This window comes from Burkholderiales bacterium, assembly GCA_035560005.1.
In the GTDB taxonomy this organism is placed as follows: Bacteria; Pseudomonadota; Gammaproteobacteria; order Burkholderiales; family Eutrophovitaceae; genus DASRFY01.
In genome coordinates, this window is record DATMAN010000054.1 from 113,605 (window position 1) to 130,058 (window position 16,454).

A 16,454-nucleotide genomic window follows, 5' to 3' on the forward strand; every position below is an offset into this window, starting at 1 on the left:
CATATTGCCTGCTTGCACAAGGGGGCAGCCGCCATGATCGAGCGAACCGTCCAGCGCCTCATCCACTCCGTCCCCGCCTCCGACGGTGCCGGCGTGAAGTTGCTTCGCAGTCTCGGTCAATCGCAGGCCGCCCGCCTCGACCCGTTCCTGATGCTCGACGAGTTTTCCTCGGACAACCCGGACGACTACGTCGCCGGATTTCCAGCGCACCCGCATCGCGGCTTCGAGACGGTGACCTACATCCTCGACGGCCACATGCTGCACGAAGATCATCTCGGCAACCGGGGGGATCTGAGGAGCGGCGGCGTGCAGTGGATGACCGCCGGCCGCGGCATCATCCACTCGGAGATGCCGCAACAGGAACGCGGCCGCATGCGCGGCTTCCAGCTCTGGATTAATCTTCCCGCGCGGGAAAAGATGAAGGCTCCGGGTTACCGTGACCTGCAGGCGAGCGACATCCCGGAAGTCGCGCTGCCCGCCGGCGGCCTGGCGCGCATCATCGCCGGGAAGTACGCGAATGCGGTCGGGCCGATCGCGGGGCTGGCCACCGAACCGGTCTACTTCGACGTTCACCTGCCGGCCGGCGCAGCCTTTTCCTATGCGATCGCAGACGGCCACAACGCCTTCCTGTATCCGTACGAAGGCAGCGCGCGAGTCGGCGCCACGCCGGTGCCGGCGCACAGCGCGGGCGTGCTGTCCGCCGAAGGCGACCTGGAAGTCACCGCGGGCGCGCAAGGCACGCGCTTCCTGCTGCTTGCCGGCAGGCCGCTGAACGAACCGGTCGTGCAGTACGGCCCGTTCGTGATGAACACGATCGAGGAGATCGAGCAGGCCATCCGCGACTATCAGAGCGGGCGTCTCGCCACCGTACCCCGTTGAGCGGCGCAAACCGCTCGGCGTCTCGCGCCCGGGCGCGCAGCACAATGACAAAGCCGGCATGACCTGCCGGCTTGCTTCGTTTGCGCAACGCCAGTACCAGCCGAACGGTTTTCCGGCGCACCGCGGCTTGCCTGCGCTCGCGTTATCCCTCGTCAAGATCCTTCAAAACCTTCGCAAGAGCGTTCTAGAACGGCGGATCCCCCTCCTGTAGGTTCATGCCCAGGTAAGGAACCGGTCGCGAGCGGCGACCAAGCCGATCTGCGTCCGGGCCTCGCGCTCCGAGATTTGCCGCCCAGGCGGCTTTCGGGCGCCTTCGAGTCGAGTCACGGTGTTCGGCATGACGAACGAAAAGGATCGCCCCTGGCCATGGCTCCGGCATGTTTCTGCCGGCGTGCGTTGGCGCGCAGCCGGGGCGGCGCTGCTCGCGGCGAGCCTCGCCCCGGGGCTGCCGTCCTCCGCGCGGGCCGAAGCCGCGAGCCGAACGCACGCCTCGGCGACCCTGCCCACCTTCGTGTCGCTCACCGTGGACAACGACTTCTTCGCCGGCTTCGACCGCCATTACACGAACGGCATCCAGTTGGCGTTCTCGGCGGCTACGGGCGCAGTCCCCGCATCCCTCGGATCGCTGCCGCCTTTCCGGTGGAGCACGCAGCCATGGTTCACGTTCTCGGTCGGCCAGCGCATCTACACGCCAACGGACACGGACCGCGTCGATCCCGATCCGCTCGACCGCCCCTACGCGGGCTGGTTGTACGCGCTGGCCGACGTGTGCACCCGAAGCGGCGCGACGGTCGATCACGTCCAGGCCGGCATCGGCCTCATCGGCCCGGCCTCGCTGGCCGAGCGGACGCAGAACGCCTATCACCGGCTGACTGGCTCGGAACTCACCCGCGGATGGGATGCCCAACTCGGCCACGAGCTGGGGCTGCTGCTGGGCTATGAACGGGCCTGGCCCCGATGGATCGAGGCCGATGGGGGACACCTGGAGGCCGATCTCACGCCGCGGGTCGGCGCGACGGCGGGCAACGTGTTCACCTACGCCAACGCCGGTCTGGTCCTGCGGGCGGGGCGGAATCTGCCCGACGATTTTCCGGTGACCTTCGTTTCGCTCGGCCCGCCGCGCGACGGTTATCGCACGGGGGGCACGGGTTTCGGCTGGTACGCGTGGCTGGGCACCGAGGTGCGCCTCGTCGCTTACAACGTCTTCCTCGACGGGAATACCTTCCGCCACAGCCGCAGCGTGGATCGCGAGCCGTTCGGCTACGACCTGCAACTGGGCCTCGTGATGGTGCGCGACAGAATGCGCCTGGGATTCACGCTGGTCCGGCGCAGCGAGGAATTCAAGACGCAGCAGGGTGCCGACCGCTTCGGGCAACTGACGCTCTCCTTCCCCCTGCACTCCTGACCGGGCGCAAGCCCGGTCAGGGCCGAGGACGATCCGGCTGCCGGCCGCCGCCCGTGCAATTTGCTGGCGCGATGGATTCTCGCTAAGCTTCGCGCCTCCGGGCAGTTCGCCCGCGTCGTGTACGAACAATAAATGCCGCCCTTTTCTCTCGGCCGCGCCGTGGCCGGCGCCTGCTTCCTGGTCACACTGCTCACCCCCGTCATTGCGTTCCCCCAGGCCCAACCGCCGGCTTCGACCGCTGCCGAAGCCACCATCCGGCGTCCGACCGACTTCCGCTCCCGCGCGGAGTTGCGCCATGAATACCAGGATCTGCAGAACGGCGGCCACCGCAATCTCCTCATCCCGCGCTTCGAGTACGCCGCGAGCTCGAGCTTGGCGTTTCGCATCGAGACGCCTTACGTCTGGTACGAAGCGCCCGGTGCGGACCGCGTGGCCGGCCACGGCGATCTGCTCCTGCGCGGCGCGTGGCGCGCCACGCAGCGCGATGGCTTCGCGCTCATCCTGGTGACCGAGGTCACCTTCGATACCGCCTCCGACGATCGACTCGGGCAGGGACAAACGGTGATCTCTCCGCTCGTGTACGCGGCGATCGACGTGCCCGAGATTGAATCGGTGTTCTTCCCCAACTTCCAGCACTATTTTTCGGCGGGCGGGGACGGCACTCACCCCGACGTGAGCCAGACGGTGCTCAAGCCCAATCTGCTGACGCGCTGGCCCAAGCGGTTCTACACTTTTCTCGAACCGGCGTTCCTCATCGACCATGAACGCAATTCCAAGGTCGGCCTGACGGTCGAGCTGGAGGTCGGCAAGCTCGTCAGCCGGCACGTGGCGGTCTGGGGGCGCCCGGGCGTGGGCGTCATCAAGAACGACCTGCCGCAGATTTACAACTGGAATATCGAGATCGGCGCGCGCTACATCTTCTAGCTAGTCGCCCGGATCATGAAACCGGCCAGCAAGCCGGTTTCCGGAGTGCGAAGCCCCGGTTGGCAATGACCCGATGCCTGATCGACGCATCGTTAAATCGGCGAGTGCGATCAAGCGACGCCAAGCGGCATCCGGCCGCGCCCCTAGTTTCAATCCGGTTTGCAGGGTGCGGGCACCAGCTCCACGCACACTCCGGCAATCGCCGCCATCGTCCATAGATTTGCGGCTTCCCGTCCGGCAGCCTTGAGGCGGTCGCTCAGCCTGGAAAGAAACGACGCTTCAGGAAGCATCGAGAAGATCGGCACGAGACACTCTGTCATTGTTGCGTTGTTCATTTGGATTCCCTCCTCTGGCGAACGACACAGGTGGCCGCGACTCCTCCCCAGATTGTTTGTCCGGCGGGAGCAGCCGCAGCCCATCCACTAACCTCGCCCGCGCCGGTCGAGCGCATCGGGCTCGGTCTTCGAGGCCACGTTGGGAGCCGCCGCGCCGATAAGAAGCGCGCTGGAACGACCGTAACGATTCACATCGGCCACTTGCGTGCGCAGCTCGCCGTCGTGGCCGGCATAGGTTGGCGGGACGCAGCGGCCGCAGTCCGACACGGCGGCCTTTTGCAGGTGGATGTCGTTCGGCTTGGCCACCACAGTACCGGACAACGCCGAGAACATCAGGACAAGAGCGAGTTTGGTTTTCATGGTTTCTCTTTCGATGTTTGAGTTTGGACGCACACTCTGGGGTACAGGCATCTCGTCGTCCAGATATTCAGATAAATAAATCAGTTGACTTTCTGCGTCATTCAGCGAGCGACGTTCGCGCGGCTTCGAAGTGCTTGCTCAGAACCATTGCTTGGAGTACGGTGCGGTAGATGACTTACCTGAACCTGGTCAGGCGTTACCCCGCGCTCGGTTGGATCGCACTCTGGAGTGCTTTCGCAGTTCCCCTCCTTGTCTGCGCTCGCTTGGGCTACTTGTGGCTCGGTGTGGGCCTTGGCGCCGTTGCGGCGAGTTCTTTGTTCTCCATGCACAGGCGACCGGACAAGCCGTTGCGGTCGAGCAGTACGCTGAAATAGCGTACGGCCGCGATATCGAGGTGGTGGTTTGCCGGTCCACCACCTGCCGCGCCGTTCCACTCGGAGGGCGGCAGCGCGCGGCCTCCCACGGTCTTCAAGTTCCAGATGCGTCCCGACCCGCTGGCGAGATGGACGCGCCTCGGGCAGCGTATCGGTGCTACCGACGAGGCCTCAAAGCTTGATGCCCTCGCTGGCGATGTAGTCGTGCAGGATGCTGTCCAGATCGGGATCGGCCCTGAAGCCCATGGCCTCGGCCCGGCCGGTGCGGAAGCGCGCGGGAAAAGTTTTCACCATCTTCTGGATCCGCTCGTCCGGCTTGAACACTACGCGGGCGGCCAGCGCTTCGCCCCCGATATGGCGCAGCGCCTCCACGCCCTGTCTGACCGAGATGGTGATCCCCGGAACATTGATCGCCCGGTGCGCGCCCCACGCGGACGCCGGCAGGTCATGGGCATGCAGGAACGACTCGATCGCCTGGCGTGGCGACAGAACCCACAGCTCGGTCGAGTCGTCGACTGGGCATTCGCAGACCTGGCCGTTCAGCGGCTCGCGAAACATGCCGCTCGCGAACGCGGTCGAGGCGAGATTGGGTCTGCCGGGCCGCACGATGATGGTCGGCAGGCGCAGGCTGCGCCCGTCGAGAAAGCCCTTGCGCGAGTAGTCGTTGACGAGATATTCCCCGATCAGTTTCTGCGTCCCGTAGGACGTCTGCGGCGTCGGCGTCACGCTGTCGTCGACCACCGGTGGCAGCTTGCCGCCGAACACTGCGAGCGAGCTGGCGAACACGAGCCGAGGCGCGGCGGCCAGCTTGCGGCAAGCTTCCAGCAGATTGCGCGTACCTTTGAGGTTGACGCGATAGCCCAGGTCGAAGTCCGCTTCGGCGGCGGCACTGACCACCGCGGCCAGGTGGAAAATGGAAGCGGTATCGCGATCCAGCGCCTTGGCCAGCGCATCGGGCTCGGCGATGTCGCCCTGGACACAAGTGAGCCGCCGGTCGGGGTTGGGCGGGAACGCAGCGTCGAAGATCTTGATCTCGGAGATGCGTGCGGGCGCGCCGTCCGGGCCGGCCAGCGTTGTGCGTTCGATCAGCCGCAGCGCCAGTCGATAGCCGAGGAAGCCGCCGCCTCCGGTGACGAGAACTTTCATGGGGTGTCCCTCCGTGGGTCGCTACATGTTACGCCGCAGCGCATCGATGGCGGGCGGCTTGCGCTTTGCAGCCGGCGCAGCGTTTCGGCATCATCGCGCGACGCGGCCATGCCGCTGTCCGGAGACTGTCGATGCGTTCACTGCGGGTATGGTCGAGCTGCGTCGCGTTGCTCGCGGCGACCTGGTTGCACGCCGACGAGCTTCCGCCACAGATCCGCGTCGTTGTGCCCTATACGGCGGGCAGCAGCCTCGACGCCCGCGCCCGGGTCATCGCCGAGGCGCTCGGCGCGGTTCTGAAGCGCAGGATCACGGTCGAGAACCGGCCCGGCGCCGGTGGCAGTCTGGGCACGCAGTACGTCGCCCGGTCGAAGGCCGACGGGTCGACCCTGCTGTTTCACAACAACAGCTATGCATTCAACCCGCACATCTACGCCGCCTCGGCGTACGATCCGATCCGGGATTTCGTGCCGGTCGCGCAGGCCTACACGTCGGGGCTGGTGCTTGTTGCGCATTCGAGCCTCGGCGTGGGTTCGGTGGCGGAACTGGTCGCGCTCGCCCGCAGCCGATCCACGCCGCTCAGCTACGCGTCGAGCGGCACCGGCGGATTGCCGCACCTCGCCATGGAGTCCTTCAAGCGCGCGGCGGGCGTGGATTTCCTGCACGTGCCTTACCGCGGCGACGGCCATGCGCTCTCCGACGTGCTCTCCGGACGCGTGCCGCTGATGATGAGCGGCTATCCGATCGTGCAGTCGCATGTCCGGGCCGGCACATTGCGCGCGCTGGCAGTCACCGGCAGCGGGCGAGCCGATATCTTTCCCGACGTACCCACCGTGGCGCAGGCCGGTTATCCGGGCTTCGCCATCGACGCCTGGGTCGGTTTCTTCGCGCCGGCCGACACGCCGCCGCCGGTCGTCGAACGCCTGAACCGGGCGATCGCCACGGCGCTCGCCAGCCCGCGCGTGCAGCGGCAACTCGCCGAGACCGGTGCGCGCCCGGTAGTGACTTCCTCCGCCGACTTCGCTGCGTTTATGCGGCGCGAATGGGAACGCTACGGTGCGATGATTCGCGACCTGGGCCTGAAGGTCGAGTAAGGCCCGCACGATCGCGGAGGTCAAGATCGTACAAGACATGCATGCGCCTGTTCGACGATAGTACCGTATCCAGGTATGCGACTCGACCCATGTCAGCGATCATCGCCATCTCGAACCTGACCAAGACCTACGCGTCCGGACTGCGGGCGCTGAGCGGCATCGATCTGGAGATCCGCCAGGGGGAAATTTTCGCCCTCCTCGGTCCCAACGGCGCGGGCAAGACCACGCTGATCAGCATCGTCTGCGGCATCGTCACCCCGACCTCTGGAACGGTGCGCGTCGGCGGCCACGACATCCTGCGCGCGTATCGCGCGACCCGCGCCATGATCGGGCTGGTGCCCCAGGAGCTGCATACGGACATGTTCGAGTCGGTCTGGAGCACGGTGAGTTTCAGCCGCGGGCTGTTCGGCCGCCCGCCCGACCCGGCGTACCTGGAAAAGGTGCTGCGCGACCTTTCGCTCTGGGACAAGCGTCACGACAGGATCATGACGCTGTCCGGCGGGATGAAACGGCGCGTCCTGATCGCCAAGGCCCTGGCGCACGAACCTGAGATCCTCTTTCTCGACGAGCCCACGGCAGGGGTGGATGTGGAGCTGCGCCGCGAGATGTGGGCCCTGGTGCGCCGGCTGCGCGCCAGCGGCGTGACGATCATCCTTACCACCCACTACATCGACGAGGCTGAGGAGATGGCCGACCGCATCGGCGTCATCAACAAGGGCGGGCTGATCGTTGTGGAAGACAAGGTCAAGCTGATCAAGAAGCTCGGCAAGAAGCAGCTCACGCTCCATCTCCTGGAGCCGATGAAGGCCATTCCCGCGGGACTGAACGGCTGGCGTCTGGCGCTGAAGGACAGCGGCACCGAGCTGGAATTCACCTTCGACGCGGACGAGGAAAGCACCGGCATTCCGGCGCTGCTGCGCCGCCTCGGCGAGCTGGGCATCGGCTTCAAGGATCTGCAGACCCGCCAGAGCTCGCTGGAAGAGATCTTCGTCGGCCTGGTGGCCAACACGCAGCAGCGCGCATGAGCGCGGCGCCGAGGCTTTCCGCCTTCAACCGCTACGCGGTGCTGGCGATCTACCGGTTCGAGATGGCGCGCTTCCGGCGCACGCTGTGGCAAAGCCTGGTGACGCCGGTCATCACCACCTCGCTGTACTTCATCGTGTTCGGCGCGGCGATCGGCGCGCGCATGAGCGAGCTGGACGGCGTGCCCTACGGCGCCTTCATCGTGCCGGGGCTCATCATGCTCAGCGTCCTTACCGAGAGCCTGTCGAATGCCTCGTTCGGCATCTATCTGCCGCGTTTCACCGGCACCATCTACGAACTGCTCTCCGCACCGGTGTCGCCGCTCGAGACCGTCCTGGCCTATGTGGGAGCGGCGGCCACCAAGTCCATCATCCTGGGACTGGTCATTCTGGCCACCTCGACGCTGTTCGTACCGATCCAGATCCTGCATCCGGTGTGGATGGTCGCCTTCCTCGTGCTCACCGCCACCACCTTCTGCCTGTTCGGCTTCATCATCGGCATCTGGGCGAAGAGCTTCGAGCAGTTGCAGTTCATCCCGATGCTGGTCATTACCCCGTTGACGTTCCTCGGCGGCGCCTTTTATTCGATCGACATGCTGCCCCAGGCCTGGCGCACCTTCAGCCTCTTCAATCCGATCGTGTACCTGATCAGCGGATTCCGCTGGAGCTTCTACGGGACCTCGGACGTCGGGGTAAAGATCAGCCTCGCGATGACGCTCGGCTTCTTGGCGATCGGCCTGGCGCTGGTGGTCTGGATCTTCAGGACCGGTTACCGGCTCAAGAGCTGACCGCGCTGCGTGTGCGACACCGGTCCGCCTCCGCCCGAAGGCTTTCTATCCACGGCCTGACAGCCACTCGATGACGCGGCGCTTCAATGCATCGAGGGAAAAATCCCCGAGCAATGGCATTCCGGGGCTGTCTTCCAGCGCTGTGAACTTGTAGTACGCGGTCGCGGGCTCGAACTCGATCACTCCGGCACGGTCGCTCCCGGCATAAACCAGGTACACCGGCGTCCAGTCGTCGGTCTCCGGCTCCAGATCTCTGACGTCGAGAAAATGCACTTCGCGCAGCCGGCGCGGTTCGCTCGACCCGGGACTTTCGATTGCGCCTGAATCCATCTCGACCCTCCCTTCGAAGTCAGGAAAACTTCACCGAGGGTTGTCCAGGCACGGACACCGGCGCGGGACCGGCGCGCGCGCAACGCGCGCGGGCGCTTGCGGGGACTGGTTTCTGGCGGTCCCGCTGTCCGAGCTTTCATCGGACCGGTGACTTTGCGGACCCGCATTGCTGCGGGGGTGCCTTTGTCAAAAACCCTCGCGAGACGATTTCGCAAGCACCGTGCCAAGCATCCGCTCGGTGTCTTGTGTTCGAGCCGGTCACGGAACGCGAATTCCCGCCTGCGGCAGGCGGGCGGGACTGACGATTTTCGTCCGGGGTTCTGCGATACGCACTCGATCCCCGCTATCGATGCATGAATCCGGAGGCCAACGAGGGTCCCGATGCTGAGGCGATCCAGCGCTGATGCGAGCCTGCGCGACCGGGCCGACGGCGGACTGAACGCATTCGAAGCCGACCGCAATGGCGCGAGTTCGAAGTGTGCTACGCGGACCATCTGCTCGCGCGATCTGGCGATGGTCGCGTCGATGGCGCCGGCCTCGTTGCCTTGCGGACTTGTCATGACCGGCGGCTAAACCCGCTCAGGTGCCCACCTTCTCGGCGATCTCGATCAGGATGCTTGCAGTGAGCTTGGAGCGGTCCACGATGCCGACGAACCGGCCGGCTTCATCCACCACCGGGAGCGTCTGGACGTCCAGCGACTCCATCTGCACCAGCGCCTGGCGCTTGTCCGTGCTCCTGGTGATCGCCTTGTCGCGCGCGATGAGCGCCGGCATGCGCAGGATCGCGGCGCCATCGTTGCGGTTGAGGTTTCGAGCGAACTCATCGGCGGCGCGCCCGTCCGATCCCCCGAGCAGCGCGGCGAGCTGCCGGCCGTCGATCATGCCCACGAACTTCCCGGCGGAATCGGAAATGACGGCGTAGCGGAAGGACGGCGATTGCGCGAGCCGCACGAGGTACTCGGCGATCGCCGGGCCGTAGTATCCGCCGTAGCCGAGCCGGAAGCTCAACGCCTCCGTCTTCCTGCGCAGCAGCGCCGGAATCTCTTCCACACCCGCCTTGGGATCCATGCGCAAATCGACCACGGGAAGGGCGCTCACCTGATTCTTGATCGGCGAAGCGGAAGCTTCCCGGATCGCGGTGACGATCTTGACGTCGCCGACCGCAAGTTCCTGCACCTTTCCCGTGAAAAGCATCCACAGGGCGACCGGCACGAGCGCGAGCGCAATGTCGGAGGTCTTGATATCGAGCTTGTTGCCGGTCCTGGCCCGCAAGGAGGCAAGTCCGACCACGATGGCGATGACTACGACGACGGCGATGGCGGTTTCGGTCATCGGAGTACTCCCGGGCTGATTGCGCGAGAAAAGGGCGCGCAGGCATTCCCGCGTGCCCTCCCGGCCCGCGGGACTCTATGCCCGGCTCAACGCTCGGTCAACACAGGGCGTCCGTCTAGCGCTGGCCGCCGTCCTTCTCGGCCTCGATGGCTCGTTCCACGCATATGCGTACGCGGTGGTCACCGCGTCTGTGGAACCTCTCCCGGCATGACTGGACTTTCTCCGCGTGGTCCTGCGCGTACGCCTCGAGTAGGGGCGCCGCGGCAATGTCGTCGTCGATGCAGCGCTTGACCTGCACCCAGCCGGGTTCCCAACGGTGCGTGCAGCGTGCAACGATGCCGCGCACTGCTTCCGGATAGCGTCGGACTTCCTCGCGAGCGGCCAGATTCTGTTTGACGCACAGGTCGATCGCTTCGTAACCAAACTCGCCGATCGACAAGTGGCAGCCGACCACGATCTCGGAGTCATCCTCCGCCGCGCTCATCCCCGGCACCAGTGCTACAAGGAACGCCAGCAAACCCGGTGCTATGCACGAGCCCCGTGCCAGCCGCCGTCTGCCGGAACCTCGCCCGAGCGTGTCCATGTAATCCCGCCTTTCCTTTCCTGTCCTGAACCCGTGAAACTGACTGCCGAGGACCGCATCGGCCGAACTGCCCTGCCGATGCCAGCCTGGCGCCGGAAGCGCTGCGTGTGGATCTTGCGGGCCGGGCGCGCCGCTCAGTACAGCGCGCTGGCAAGCTCGCGGCGGTATTCCGACACCAGCTCGGGCTGATCCTGGGCGAGGTTGAAGATGGCGAGAATCTGCTTGCGCGCTTCGCCATCTTTCCAGCGCTTGTCGCGGCGCACGATCTCGAGCAACTGGTCGAGCGCCTCGCGATAGCGCCTCGTCCCTGCGTACAGGCTCGCCAGCGCAAAACGCGTTTCGTGATCGGCCGGATTCGCCGCGAGCTTGGCTTTCAGTTCCGCCTCGCCTGCCCCCGAAGCGCACGCGCGGGCAAACGCCAACGCGGCACGCAAGGCTGCGATCCGCTCGTCCCAGTCGATGCCGGAACGCACCGCGCCGAGCACGGTTTCGGCTTCGTCCAGGCGCTTGAGCTCGATCAGCAACTCGGCGAGGTCCAGACGGGCCGGAGCGTTCGTGGCGTCGAGATCGATCGCCTTGCGCAGCGCGGCGAGCGCACCCTCCGGATCGCCTGCCGCGCGCAACTGCCGGGCGCGCAGCCGTTCCAGTTCGGAGGGCTTCGGGATCAGCGAGTCGATGAAGGCGCGCACCTGGGACTCGGGAACGGCGCCCAGAAAATGCGACACCGGCTTGCCGTCCCTGAATGCCATCACGTCCGGGATCGAGCGGATCCCGTAGGTGGCGGCGAGTTCCGGATTCTCATCGGAGTTGACCTTCGCCAGCTTGAACTTCCCGGCGTATTCGGCCGCGAGCTTTTCCAGGATAGGCTTGAGAATGCGGCACGGCGCGCACCAGGGCGCCCAGAAATCGACGACGACCGGGAGCGTCTTCGAGGCCTCGATCACCTCCCGCTCGAAAGTTTCTGTGGTGACGTCAGTGGCGTGCGTAGCCATGATTCCTCGACTTCAATCAGCAGACATTTTTTGCGTACATGGGGATGGAGCCGCGCACAATCAAGTCCCCGGCTTGCGGGGTGGGCACCCCTTTGCAGGACGAACGGCGCGACGGCGCTCAGCTCGGATTGTTCGCGCTGATGAACCAGGTGCTCGAGGGCGCCCAAACGCCATCGGGCCGGACGAACGGCGCGAGCGTTTCCTTCAGCGCGGCGATCACCTCGGGTTTGCGCTTCTCGCCCTCCGCTCCCGCGAGCCGGATGATCTCGCCCGCGGGGCCGAGCGCCATCGCGAACTCGATCGCATCGTTGAGGTCGCGTCCGATGCATGCCGCGGGTAATGCAGCATGGCGCACAGCGGCCAGCGACAATCCTCCGCCACCGCAGTGCGCTCATGCGCGCTAGAACTTTTCCAACCAGGGTCTCAGCTCGACTTCCCACGTCCAGGCACTGCGCGGCTGCTGCACGATGTGCAGATACGTCCGTGCGATCGCATCCGGATCGAGCAGGCTGTCCGGCTGATCGGCCGGCTCCGGGGAGCCGGCGGCGCGCACTGCGCCGTCGATGACGAAATGCGCCACATGAATGTTCTGCGGCGCCAGCTCGCGCGCCATGCTCTGCGCCAGGCCGCGGAGCGCGAACTTGCCCATGGCGAACGGCGCGGACCGTGCATAACCCTTGATGCTGGCCGAAGCGCCGGTGAACAGGATGCAGCCGCTCCCGCGGACGAGCATGCGCTTGGCCGCCTGCTGCCCGACCAGAAAGGCCCCGAAGGCGGTCACATCCAGACTCCGGCGCACCTCTTCCGGCTGGATTTCCGTCAGCGCCCCGCGCGTCCGATAGCTCGGGTTATAGAGCACCACGTCCAGCGGCGGAAAATCGCCATCCAGCCGCGAGAACATCCGTGCCACGCTCTCCGGGTCTGCCGCATCGCACTCGAACCTCGGACCCTGCGAGCCGACCTCGCCAGCGCGCCGGCCGGCGCTGCGGGAAGCCAACGCAACTGCGTAGCCGGCCTCGCCGAGCACACGCGCGAACGAAGCGCTGATGCCCGAGCCTGCGCCTACGATAAGTGCTGCTTTCGGCATCGCCTTCCTCCCGCGTCGAAATTGGGTTGTCCTTGCCGCTTTGCGCATAGTACGCCGCAGGCGCAGGCACCGCCGGCGCGACCGGCCCCGGGGTATATTGTCCGCCACAGCGACCGGCCCGGGATTGCGTCGATGAACGCGTGCCGCGCGGTGCGCCCGGCTTGGTTTCCGTGGGAGATCATCGGATGGAAAAGGAACGCCTCGAAGCGGTCTACCGCACGATGCTGCGCATTCGCCGCTTCGACGAGAGCGTGGCGGATCTGTTCAAGGAAGGCCTCGTAAAAGGCACCGCTCACAGCTACGTCGGGCAGGAGGCGGTCGCCGCAGGTGCCTGCGCGGCGCTGCGCAAAAACGACTTCGTCGTAAGCCATCATCGCGGACACGGGCACTGCATCGCCAAAGGCGCGTCGCTGCCCCGGATGATGGCGGAACTGATGGGGCGGTCGACCGGCTATTGCAGGGGCCTGGGCGGCTCCATGCACATCGCCGATCTCGATCTGAACATTCTCGGCGCCAACGGCATCGTGGGCGCCGGCATCGGCATCGGTTCGGGCGCGGCGCTGGCGAACAAGCTGCGCGGCACGGATGCGGTGGGCGTCGTGTTTTTCGGTGACGGGGCGGTCAACGAGGGGATCTTTCATGAATGCCTGAACATCGCTTCGCTGTGGAAGCTGCCGGTGGTGTACCTGTGCGAGAACAACCAGTACGGCCTGTCTACTTCGACCAGGGACTCCACTGCGATCGATCGCATCTCGAAACGCGCCGCCGCCTATTCGTTGCCGGGGGAAACAGTGGACGGCAACGACGTGCTCGCCGTGCACGCAGCGGTCGAGAAGGCGGTGGCAAGGGCTCGCAAGGGCGACGGACCGAGCTTGATCGAGGCCGTGACCTACCGCTTAGGTGACCACTCGATGCGCGCCAACCTGCCACGTTACCGCACCGAGGACGAGGAGGCGCAATGGCGCAGCCGCGACGCGATCGCGCGCTTCGAGCAGGTGCTCGAAAAGCAGCACGGATTGGAACGCGATCGGCTCGACCGCATCCGTGCCGAAGTGGAAGCGGAATTGGCGGCGGCGAAGGAGTTCGCGCTCGCGAGCCCGGAACCGACGCTGGACGACCTGCGCGACGCGGTGTACGCACCGCACTACCAGCCGCCCGAGCCCTCACCCTCACCCACCCTGCGCGAGCTGAGCTTCGCCGAGGCGGTCAATGAGGCCCTGGCTCAGGAGATGGCGCGCGACGCATCCGTGTTCGTGCTGGGAGAAGACGTCGGCAGGATCGGTGGCATCTTCGCCGCCACCCGCGGTCTGATCGAGAAGTACGGCCCGGAGCGGGTGCGCGACACGCCGATATCCGAGGCGGCGATCGCCGCCTGCGCGGTGGGCGCGGCGGTCACCGGAATGCGCCCGGTGGCGGAAGTGCAGATCTTCGATTTCATCACCCACATGATGGACATGATCGTCAACCAGTCCGCCAAATTCCGCTTCATGCTGGGCGGCAAGCCCAAGGTGCCGCTGGTGATTCGCGGGCCCCAAGGGGGCGGCATCCGGCTGGCGGCGCAGCATTCGCAGAGCCTGGAAGCGTGGTTCACGCACGTCCCGGGGCTGGTAGTGCTGGCGCCCTCCTCCCCTTACGAGGCCAAAGGCCTGCTGACCAGTGCCATCCGGGAAGACAACCCGGTCATCTTCCTCGAGCACAAGCTGCTCTACGTGGGAAAGAAGGCGGTGGTGCCGGAGCAGCCTTACGCGATCCCCCTCGGAAGAGCGGCGGTGAAGCGCAAAGGCCGCGACGTCACGGTGGTCGCCACGCTCGCCATGGTGGAGGCCGCGCTGCAGGCGGCTGCGCGTCTGGAAGCCGAGGATATCGACGTCGAAGTGATCGACCCGCGCACGCTGCGCCCCCTGGACGAAGAGACGATCATCCGGTCGGTGAAGAAGACCACGAGGCTGGTGATCGCGCACGAAGGCTGGAAGAGCTGGGGTTTCGGCGCCGAGGTCTCCGCCATGGTGGCGGAGAAAGCCATCGACTGGCTCGACGCGCCGATCGTGCGCGTGGCCGCGCGCGACACCCCGATGCCTTACAACGACAAACTGGAGCGGCTGGTGATTCCTTCCACCGACGACATCGTCGCGGCCGTCAGAGCGGTCGTGCTGCGCGACCGGATGGATACGGCCGCGTAGCGCCCCGCGCTGATACGGCGCGATACGCCGGCCGCCATTCGACGTACACTTGCTCCCAGCACGGCCACGTCTTCGAAATACGACGTCGACTACGGGGAGGATTCGGTCCATGATTTCTGCGCGCAGACGGTTTTGTCTCCATCTGTCCACGCTGGCGATTGCCGGGGCCTGGCTGTCGGTATCACGCCCGGTCCTCGCCGAGAGCCCCGGCGGCAAGTTCGGCGTCAAGGCTCTGATCTTCGACGTGTTCGGCACCCTGGTGGACTGGCGTACCGGCGTGGCCCGCGAAGCCAGGGCCCTGCTCGAGCCGCTGGGCTACAAGCTCGACTGGCTCGCCTTTGCCGATGCCTGGCGGGCTGAGTACCAGCCGGGCATGGAAGAGGTGCGCTCCGGACGCGTGCCGTTCTCGCGGCTGGACGTCATCCACCGGCGCATGCTGGAACGCATCCGTCCTCGCTTCGGCCTGGAGAAGGTCGAAGAGCCGGTGCTGCGCGAGCTGAACATGGCCTGGCACAAGCTCGACGCCTGGCCCGGCGTGAGCGCCGCACTGAAGCGGCTGCGCAGCCGCTACCTGCTGGCGCCCTGCTCCAACGGCAATATTTCGCTGATGGTCGATCTCGCGCGGCGCAACGATTTCCACTGGGACGCGATCCTCGGGGCCGAGATCGCCGGCGACTACAAGCCGAAGCTGCGCGTCTACCAGGTGTCCGCGGAGGCGCTCGGCATCGAACACCACGAGTGCATGATGGTCGCGGCGCACAGCGATGACCTCAAGTTCGCCGCGCAGGCCGGACTGCGTACCGGGTTCGTTTCATCGCCCGACGAATTCGGCCCCAATACCGGAGAACTGGAGCCGAAAGTCCCGGTGGATGTGTCGGCCCGAACCTTCACCGAGTTCGCCGGCAAGATGCTGGCGTGAAGACCGCGAGGGCGTCTGAGCGCGCGGCCCCCAAGGACGGTCGGGATGCGCAGTCGGAGTCGACTCGAAGCCCGGTCAGCGTTCAGCTCGGCGCGCCCTTCTCGAAGCATTCCACGCCGGAGGGAATCGGGATCCAGGGCTGCGCCGAGCGGGTCCAGATGTGGCGCGCGGGCCTGAGCCAGCCGGGATCGTCGAAGGTCCCTCCCGCGATCACGCGCATGCCCGGCCGGCGCTCGCCGGTCCAGGTAACCGTGGTGCCGCACTTCGGGCAGAACTCCAGCCGCAGCCAACGGCCGCTTTCGTCCGAACGGTGCTCGTAGACGGCGAGCGGCCCGCCCGAAAACTCCACCTGCTCCAGCCTGAAGAGTATCCCTTCCCCGAACGCGCTGCCGCTGCGCCGCTGGCAGAACTTGCAGTGACACACCGTCGCCGCGACTGGCGCGCCGATTGTCCGGTACCGCACGCTGCCGCACAGGCAGCCGCCTTCGCGGATTTCGTTCATTCCCCCTCCCGAGATTCGCTTTGAAACGTCGCGCAACAACTCCGGTCGAGACTAGAACCTATCTCAAAACCCCCCGACGGTCGCGTTGCGACGAGAAGCGGTCGGATGCGAGGCGGCGCGCGAAGGACAGTAGCTGGGCCTACGGCCGAGCGCGCCAACGACGCAGACGGCCGCTTCTCGTCGCAACCCTTCGGGGCGGGGTCAC

Annotated in this window: 20 protein-coding genes and 1 riboswitch; of the genes, 9 read left to right on the forward strand and 11 right to left on the reverse strand. The window is 66.1% G+C overall.

The window, feature by feature from the left end:
* Nucleotides 1-33: 33 nt before the first annotated feature.
* From VNM24_07880 to VNM24_07890, 3 genes are all read left to right on the forward strand, one after another.
* A complete protein-coding gene (locus VNM24_07880; protein ID HWQ38518.1) occupies nucleotides 34-879 on the forward strand; it encodes a pirin family protein in 846 nt (281 codons plus the stop codon).
* A gap of 337 nt (nucleotides 880-1,216) precedes the next feature.
* A complete protein-coding gene (locus VNM24_07885; GenBank protein ID HWQ38519.1) occupies nucleotides 1,217-2,284 on the forward strand; it encodes a lipid A deacylase LpxR family protein in 1,068 nt (355 codons plus the stop codon).
* A gap of 132 nt (nucleotides 2,285-2,416) precedes the next feature.
* Nucleotides 2,417-3,208, forward strand: a complete 792-nt coding sequence (locus tag VNM24_07890; protein HWQ38520.1) for a hypothetical protein — start codon at nucleotides 2,417-2,419, stop codon at nucleotides 3,206-3,208.
* 149 nt (nucleotides 3,209-3,357) lie between these two features.
* Here VNM24_07890 and VNM24_07895 read toward each other — a convergent pair whose 3' ends face one another.
* The 4 genes from VNM24_07895 to denD form a co-directional block, all read right to left on the reverse strand.
* Nucleotides 3,358-3,543, reverse strand: a complete 186-nt coding sequence (locus tag VNM24_07895) for a hypothetical protein (protein ID HWQ38521.1) — start codon at nucleotides 3,541-3,543, stop codon at nucleotides 3,358-3,360.
* Between the two features lie 87 nt (nucleotides 3,544-3,630).
* Nucleotides 3,631-3,903 carry a hypothetical protein gene (locus tag VNM24_07900; GenBank protein HWQ38522.1) on the reverse strand — a complete coding sequence of 91 codons (273 nt, stop codon included), beginning with the start codon at nucleotides 3,901-3,903 and terminating at the stop codon, nucleotides 3,631-3,633.
* A gap of 268 nt (nucleotides 3,904-4,171) precedes the next feature.
* The gene (locus VNM24_07905) at nucleotides 4,172-4,375 is read right to left on the reverse strand and encodes a hypothetical protein (protein ID HWQ38523.1); all 204 of its coding nucleotides are present in this window, start codon (nucleotides 4,373-4,375) and stop codon (nucleotides 4,172-4,174) included.
* A gap of 73 nt (nucleotides 4,376-4,448) precedes the next feature.
* Nucleotides 4,449-5,423 (reverse strand): D-erythronate dehydrogenase, encoded by a 975-nt coding sequence (gene denD, locus VNM24_07910; protein ID HWQ38524.1) that lies wholly within the window; start codon nucleotides 5,421-5,423, stop codon nucleotides 4,449-4,451.
* A gap of 131 nt (nucleotides 5,424-5,554) precedes the next feature.
* Between denD and VNM24_07915 the strand changes: the two genes are divergently transcribed.
* The 3 genes from VNM24_07915 to VNM24_07925 all read left to right on the forward strand — a co-directional run bounded on the left by VNM24_07915 (nucleotide 5,555) and on the right by VNM24_07925 (nucleotide 8,324).
* Entirely contained in the window at nucleotides 5,555-6,514 is a 960-nt protein-coding gene (locus VNM24_07915) for a tripartite tricarboxylate transporter substrate binding protein (protein HWQ38525.1), read from the forward strand.
* Nucleotides 6,515-6,603: 89 nt separating this feature from the next.
* On the forward strand, nucleotides 6,604-7,539 hold the full coding sequence (locus VNM24_07920; protein ID HWQ38526.1) for an ABC transporter ATP-binding protein: 936 nt from the start codon (nucleotides 6,604-6,606) through the stop codon (nucleotides 7,537-7,539).
* On the forward strand, nucleotides 7,536-8,324 hold the full coding sequence (locus VNM24_07925; protein HWQ38527.1) for an ABC transporter permease: 789 nt from the start codon (nucleotides 7,536-7,538) through the stop codon (nucleotides 8,322-8,324). Before VNM24_07920 ends, VNM24_07925 begins: the two co-directional genes overlap by 4 nt.
* Nucleotides 8,325-8,369: 45 nt before the next feature.
* Here VNM24_07925 and VNM24_07930 read toward each other — a convergent pair whose 3' ends face one another.
* On the reverse strand, nucleotides 8,370-8,654 hold the full coding sequence (locus tag VNM24_07930; GenBank protein HWQ38528.1) for a hypothetical protein: 285 nt from the start codon (nucleotides 8,652-8,654) through the stop codon (nucleotides 8,370-8,372).
* 111 nt (nucleotides 8,655-8,765) lie between these two features.
* Nucleotides 8,766-8,846: riboswitch (cyclic di-GMP riboswitch) on the reverse strand.
* A gap of 189 nt (nucleotides 8,847-9,035) precedes the next feature.
* On the opposite strand from VNM24_07930, the gene VNM24_07935 reads away from it, so the two are divergent.
* Nucleotides 9,036-9,227 carry a hypothetical protein gene (locus tag VNM24_07935; protein HWQ38529.1) on the forward strand — a complete coding sequence of 64 codons (192 nt, stop codon included), beginning with the start codon at nucleotides 9,036-9,038 and terminating at the stop codon, nucleotides 9,225-9,227.
* A 6-nt stretch (nucleotides 9,228-9,233) separates the two neighbouring features.
* On the opposite strand, the gene VNM24_07940 is transcribed toward VNM24_07935, so the two are convergent.
* From VNM24_07940 to VNM24_07960, 5 genes are all read right to left on the reverse strand, one after another.
* The gene (locus VNM24_07940; GenBank protein ID HWQ38530.1) at nucleotides 9,234-9,986 is read right to left on the reverse strand and encodes a CBS domain-containing protein; all 753 of its coding nucleotides are present in this window, start codon (nucleotides 9,984-9,986) and stop codon (nucleotides 9,234-9,236) included.
* 115 nt (nucleotides 9,987-10,101) lie between these two features.
* Nucleotides 10,102-10,470, reverse strand: coding sequence for a hypothetical protein (locus VNM24_07945; protein ID HWQ38531.1), 369 nt, complete (start codon nucleotides 10,468-10,470; stop codon nucleotides 10,102-10,104).
* Between the two features lie 233 nt (nucleotides 10,471-10,703).
* On the reverse strand, nucleotides 10,704-11,561 hold the full coding sequence (gene trxA, locus VNM24_07950) for a thioredoxin (protein HWQ38532.1): 858 nt from the start codon (nucleotides 11,559-11,561) through the stop codon (nucleotides 10,704-10,706).
* 118 nt (nucleotides 11,562-11,679) lie between these two features.
* The gene (locus tag VNM24_07955; protein HWQ38533.1) at nucleotides 11,680-11,931 is read right to left on the reverse strand and encodes a hypothetical protein; all 252 of its coding nucleotides are present in this window, start codon (nucleotides 11,929-11,931) and stop codon (nucleotides 11,680-11,682) included.
* 30 nt (nucleotides 11,932-11,961) lie between these two features.
* Nucleotides 11,962-12,648, reverse strand: coding sequence for an SDR family NAD(P)-dependent oxidoreductase (locus tag VNM24_07960; GenBank protein HWQ38534.1), 687 nt, complete (start codon nucleotides 12,646-12,648; stop codon nucleotides 11,962-11,964).
* Between the two features lie 185 nt (nucleotides 12,649-12,833).
* On the opposite strand from VNM24_07960, the gene VNM24_07965 reads away from it, so the two are divergent.
* Both VNM24_07965 and VNM24_07970 read left to right on the forward strand, forming a co-directional pair.
* Nucleotides 12,834-14,828: a dehydrogenase E1 component subunit alpha/beta gene (locus VNM24_07965; GenBank protein ID HWQ38535.1), complete on the forward strand. Its 1,995-nt coding sequence runs from the start codon at nucleotides 12,834-12,836 to the stop codon at nucleotides 14,826-14,828.
* A 109-nt stretch (nucleotides 14,829-14,937) separates the two neighbouring features.
* Nucleotides 14,938-15,747 carry an HAD-IA family hydrolase gene (locus tag VNM24_07970; GenBank protein ID HWQ38536.1) on the forward strand — a complete coding sequence of 270 codons (810 nt, stop codon included), beginning with the start codon at nucleotides 14,938-14,940 and terminating at the stop codon, nucleotides 15,745-15,747.
* Nucleotides 15,748-15,829: 82 nt separating this feature from the next.
* Here VNM24_07970 and VNM24_07975 read toward each other — a convergent pair whose 3' ends face one another.
* Nucleotides 15,830-16,249, reverse strand: a complete 420-nt coding sequence (locus VNM24_07975; GenBank protein HWQ38537.1) for a GFA family protein — start codon at nucleotides 16,247-16,249, stop codon at nucleotides 15,830-15,832.
* Nucleotides 16,250-16,454 lie beyond the last annotated feature (205 nt).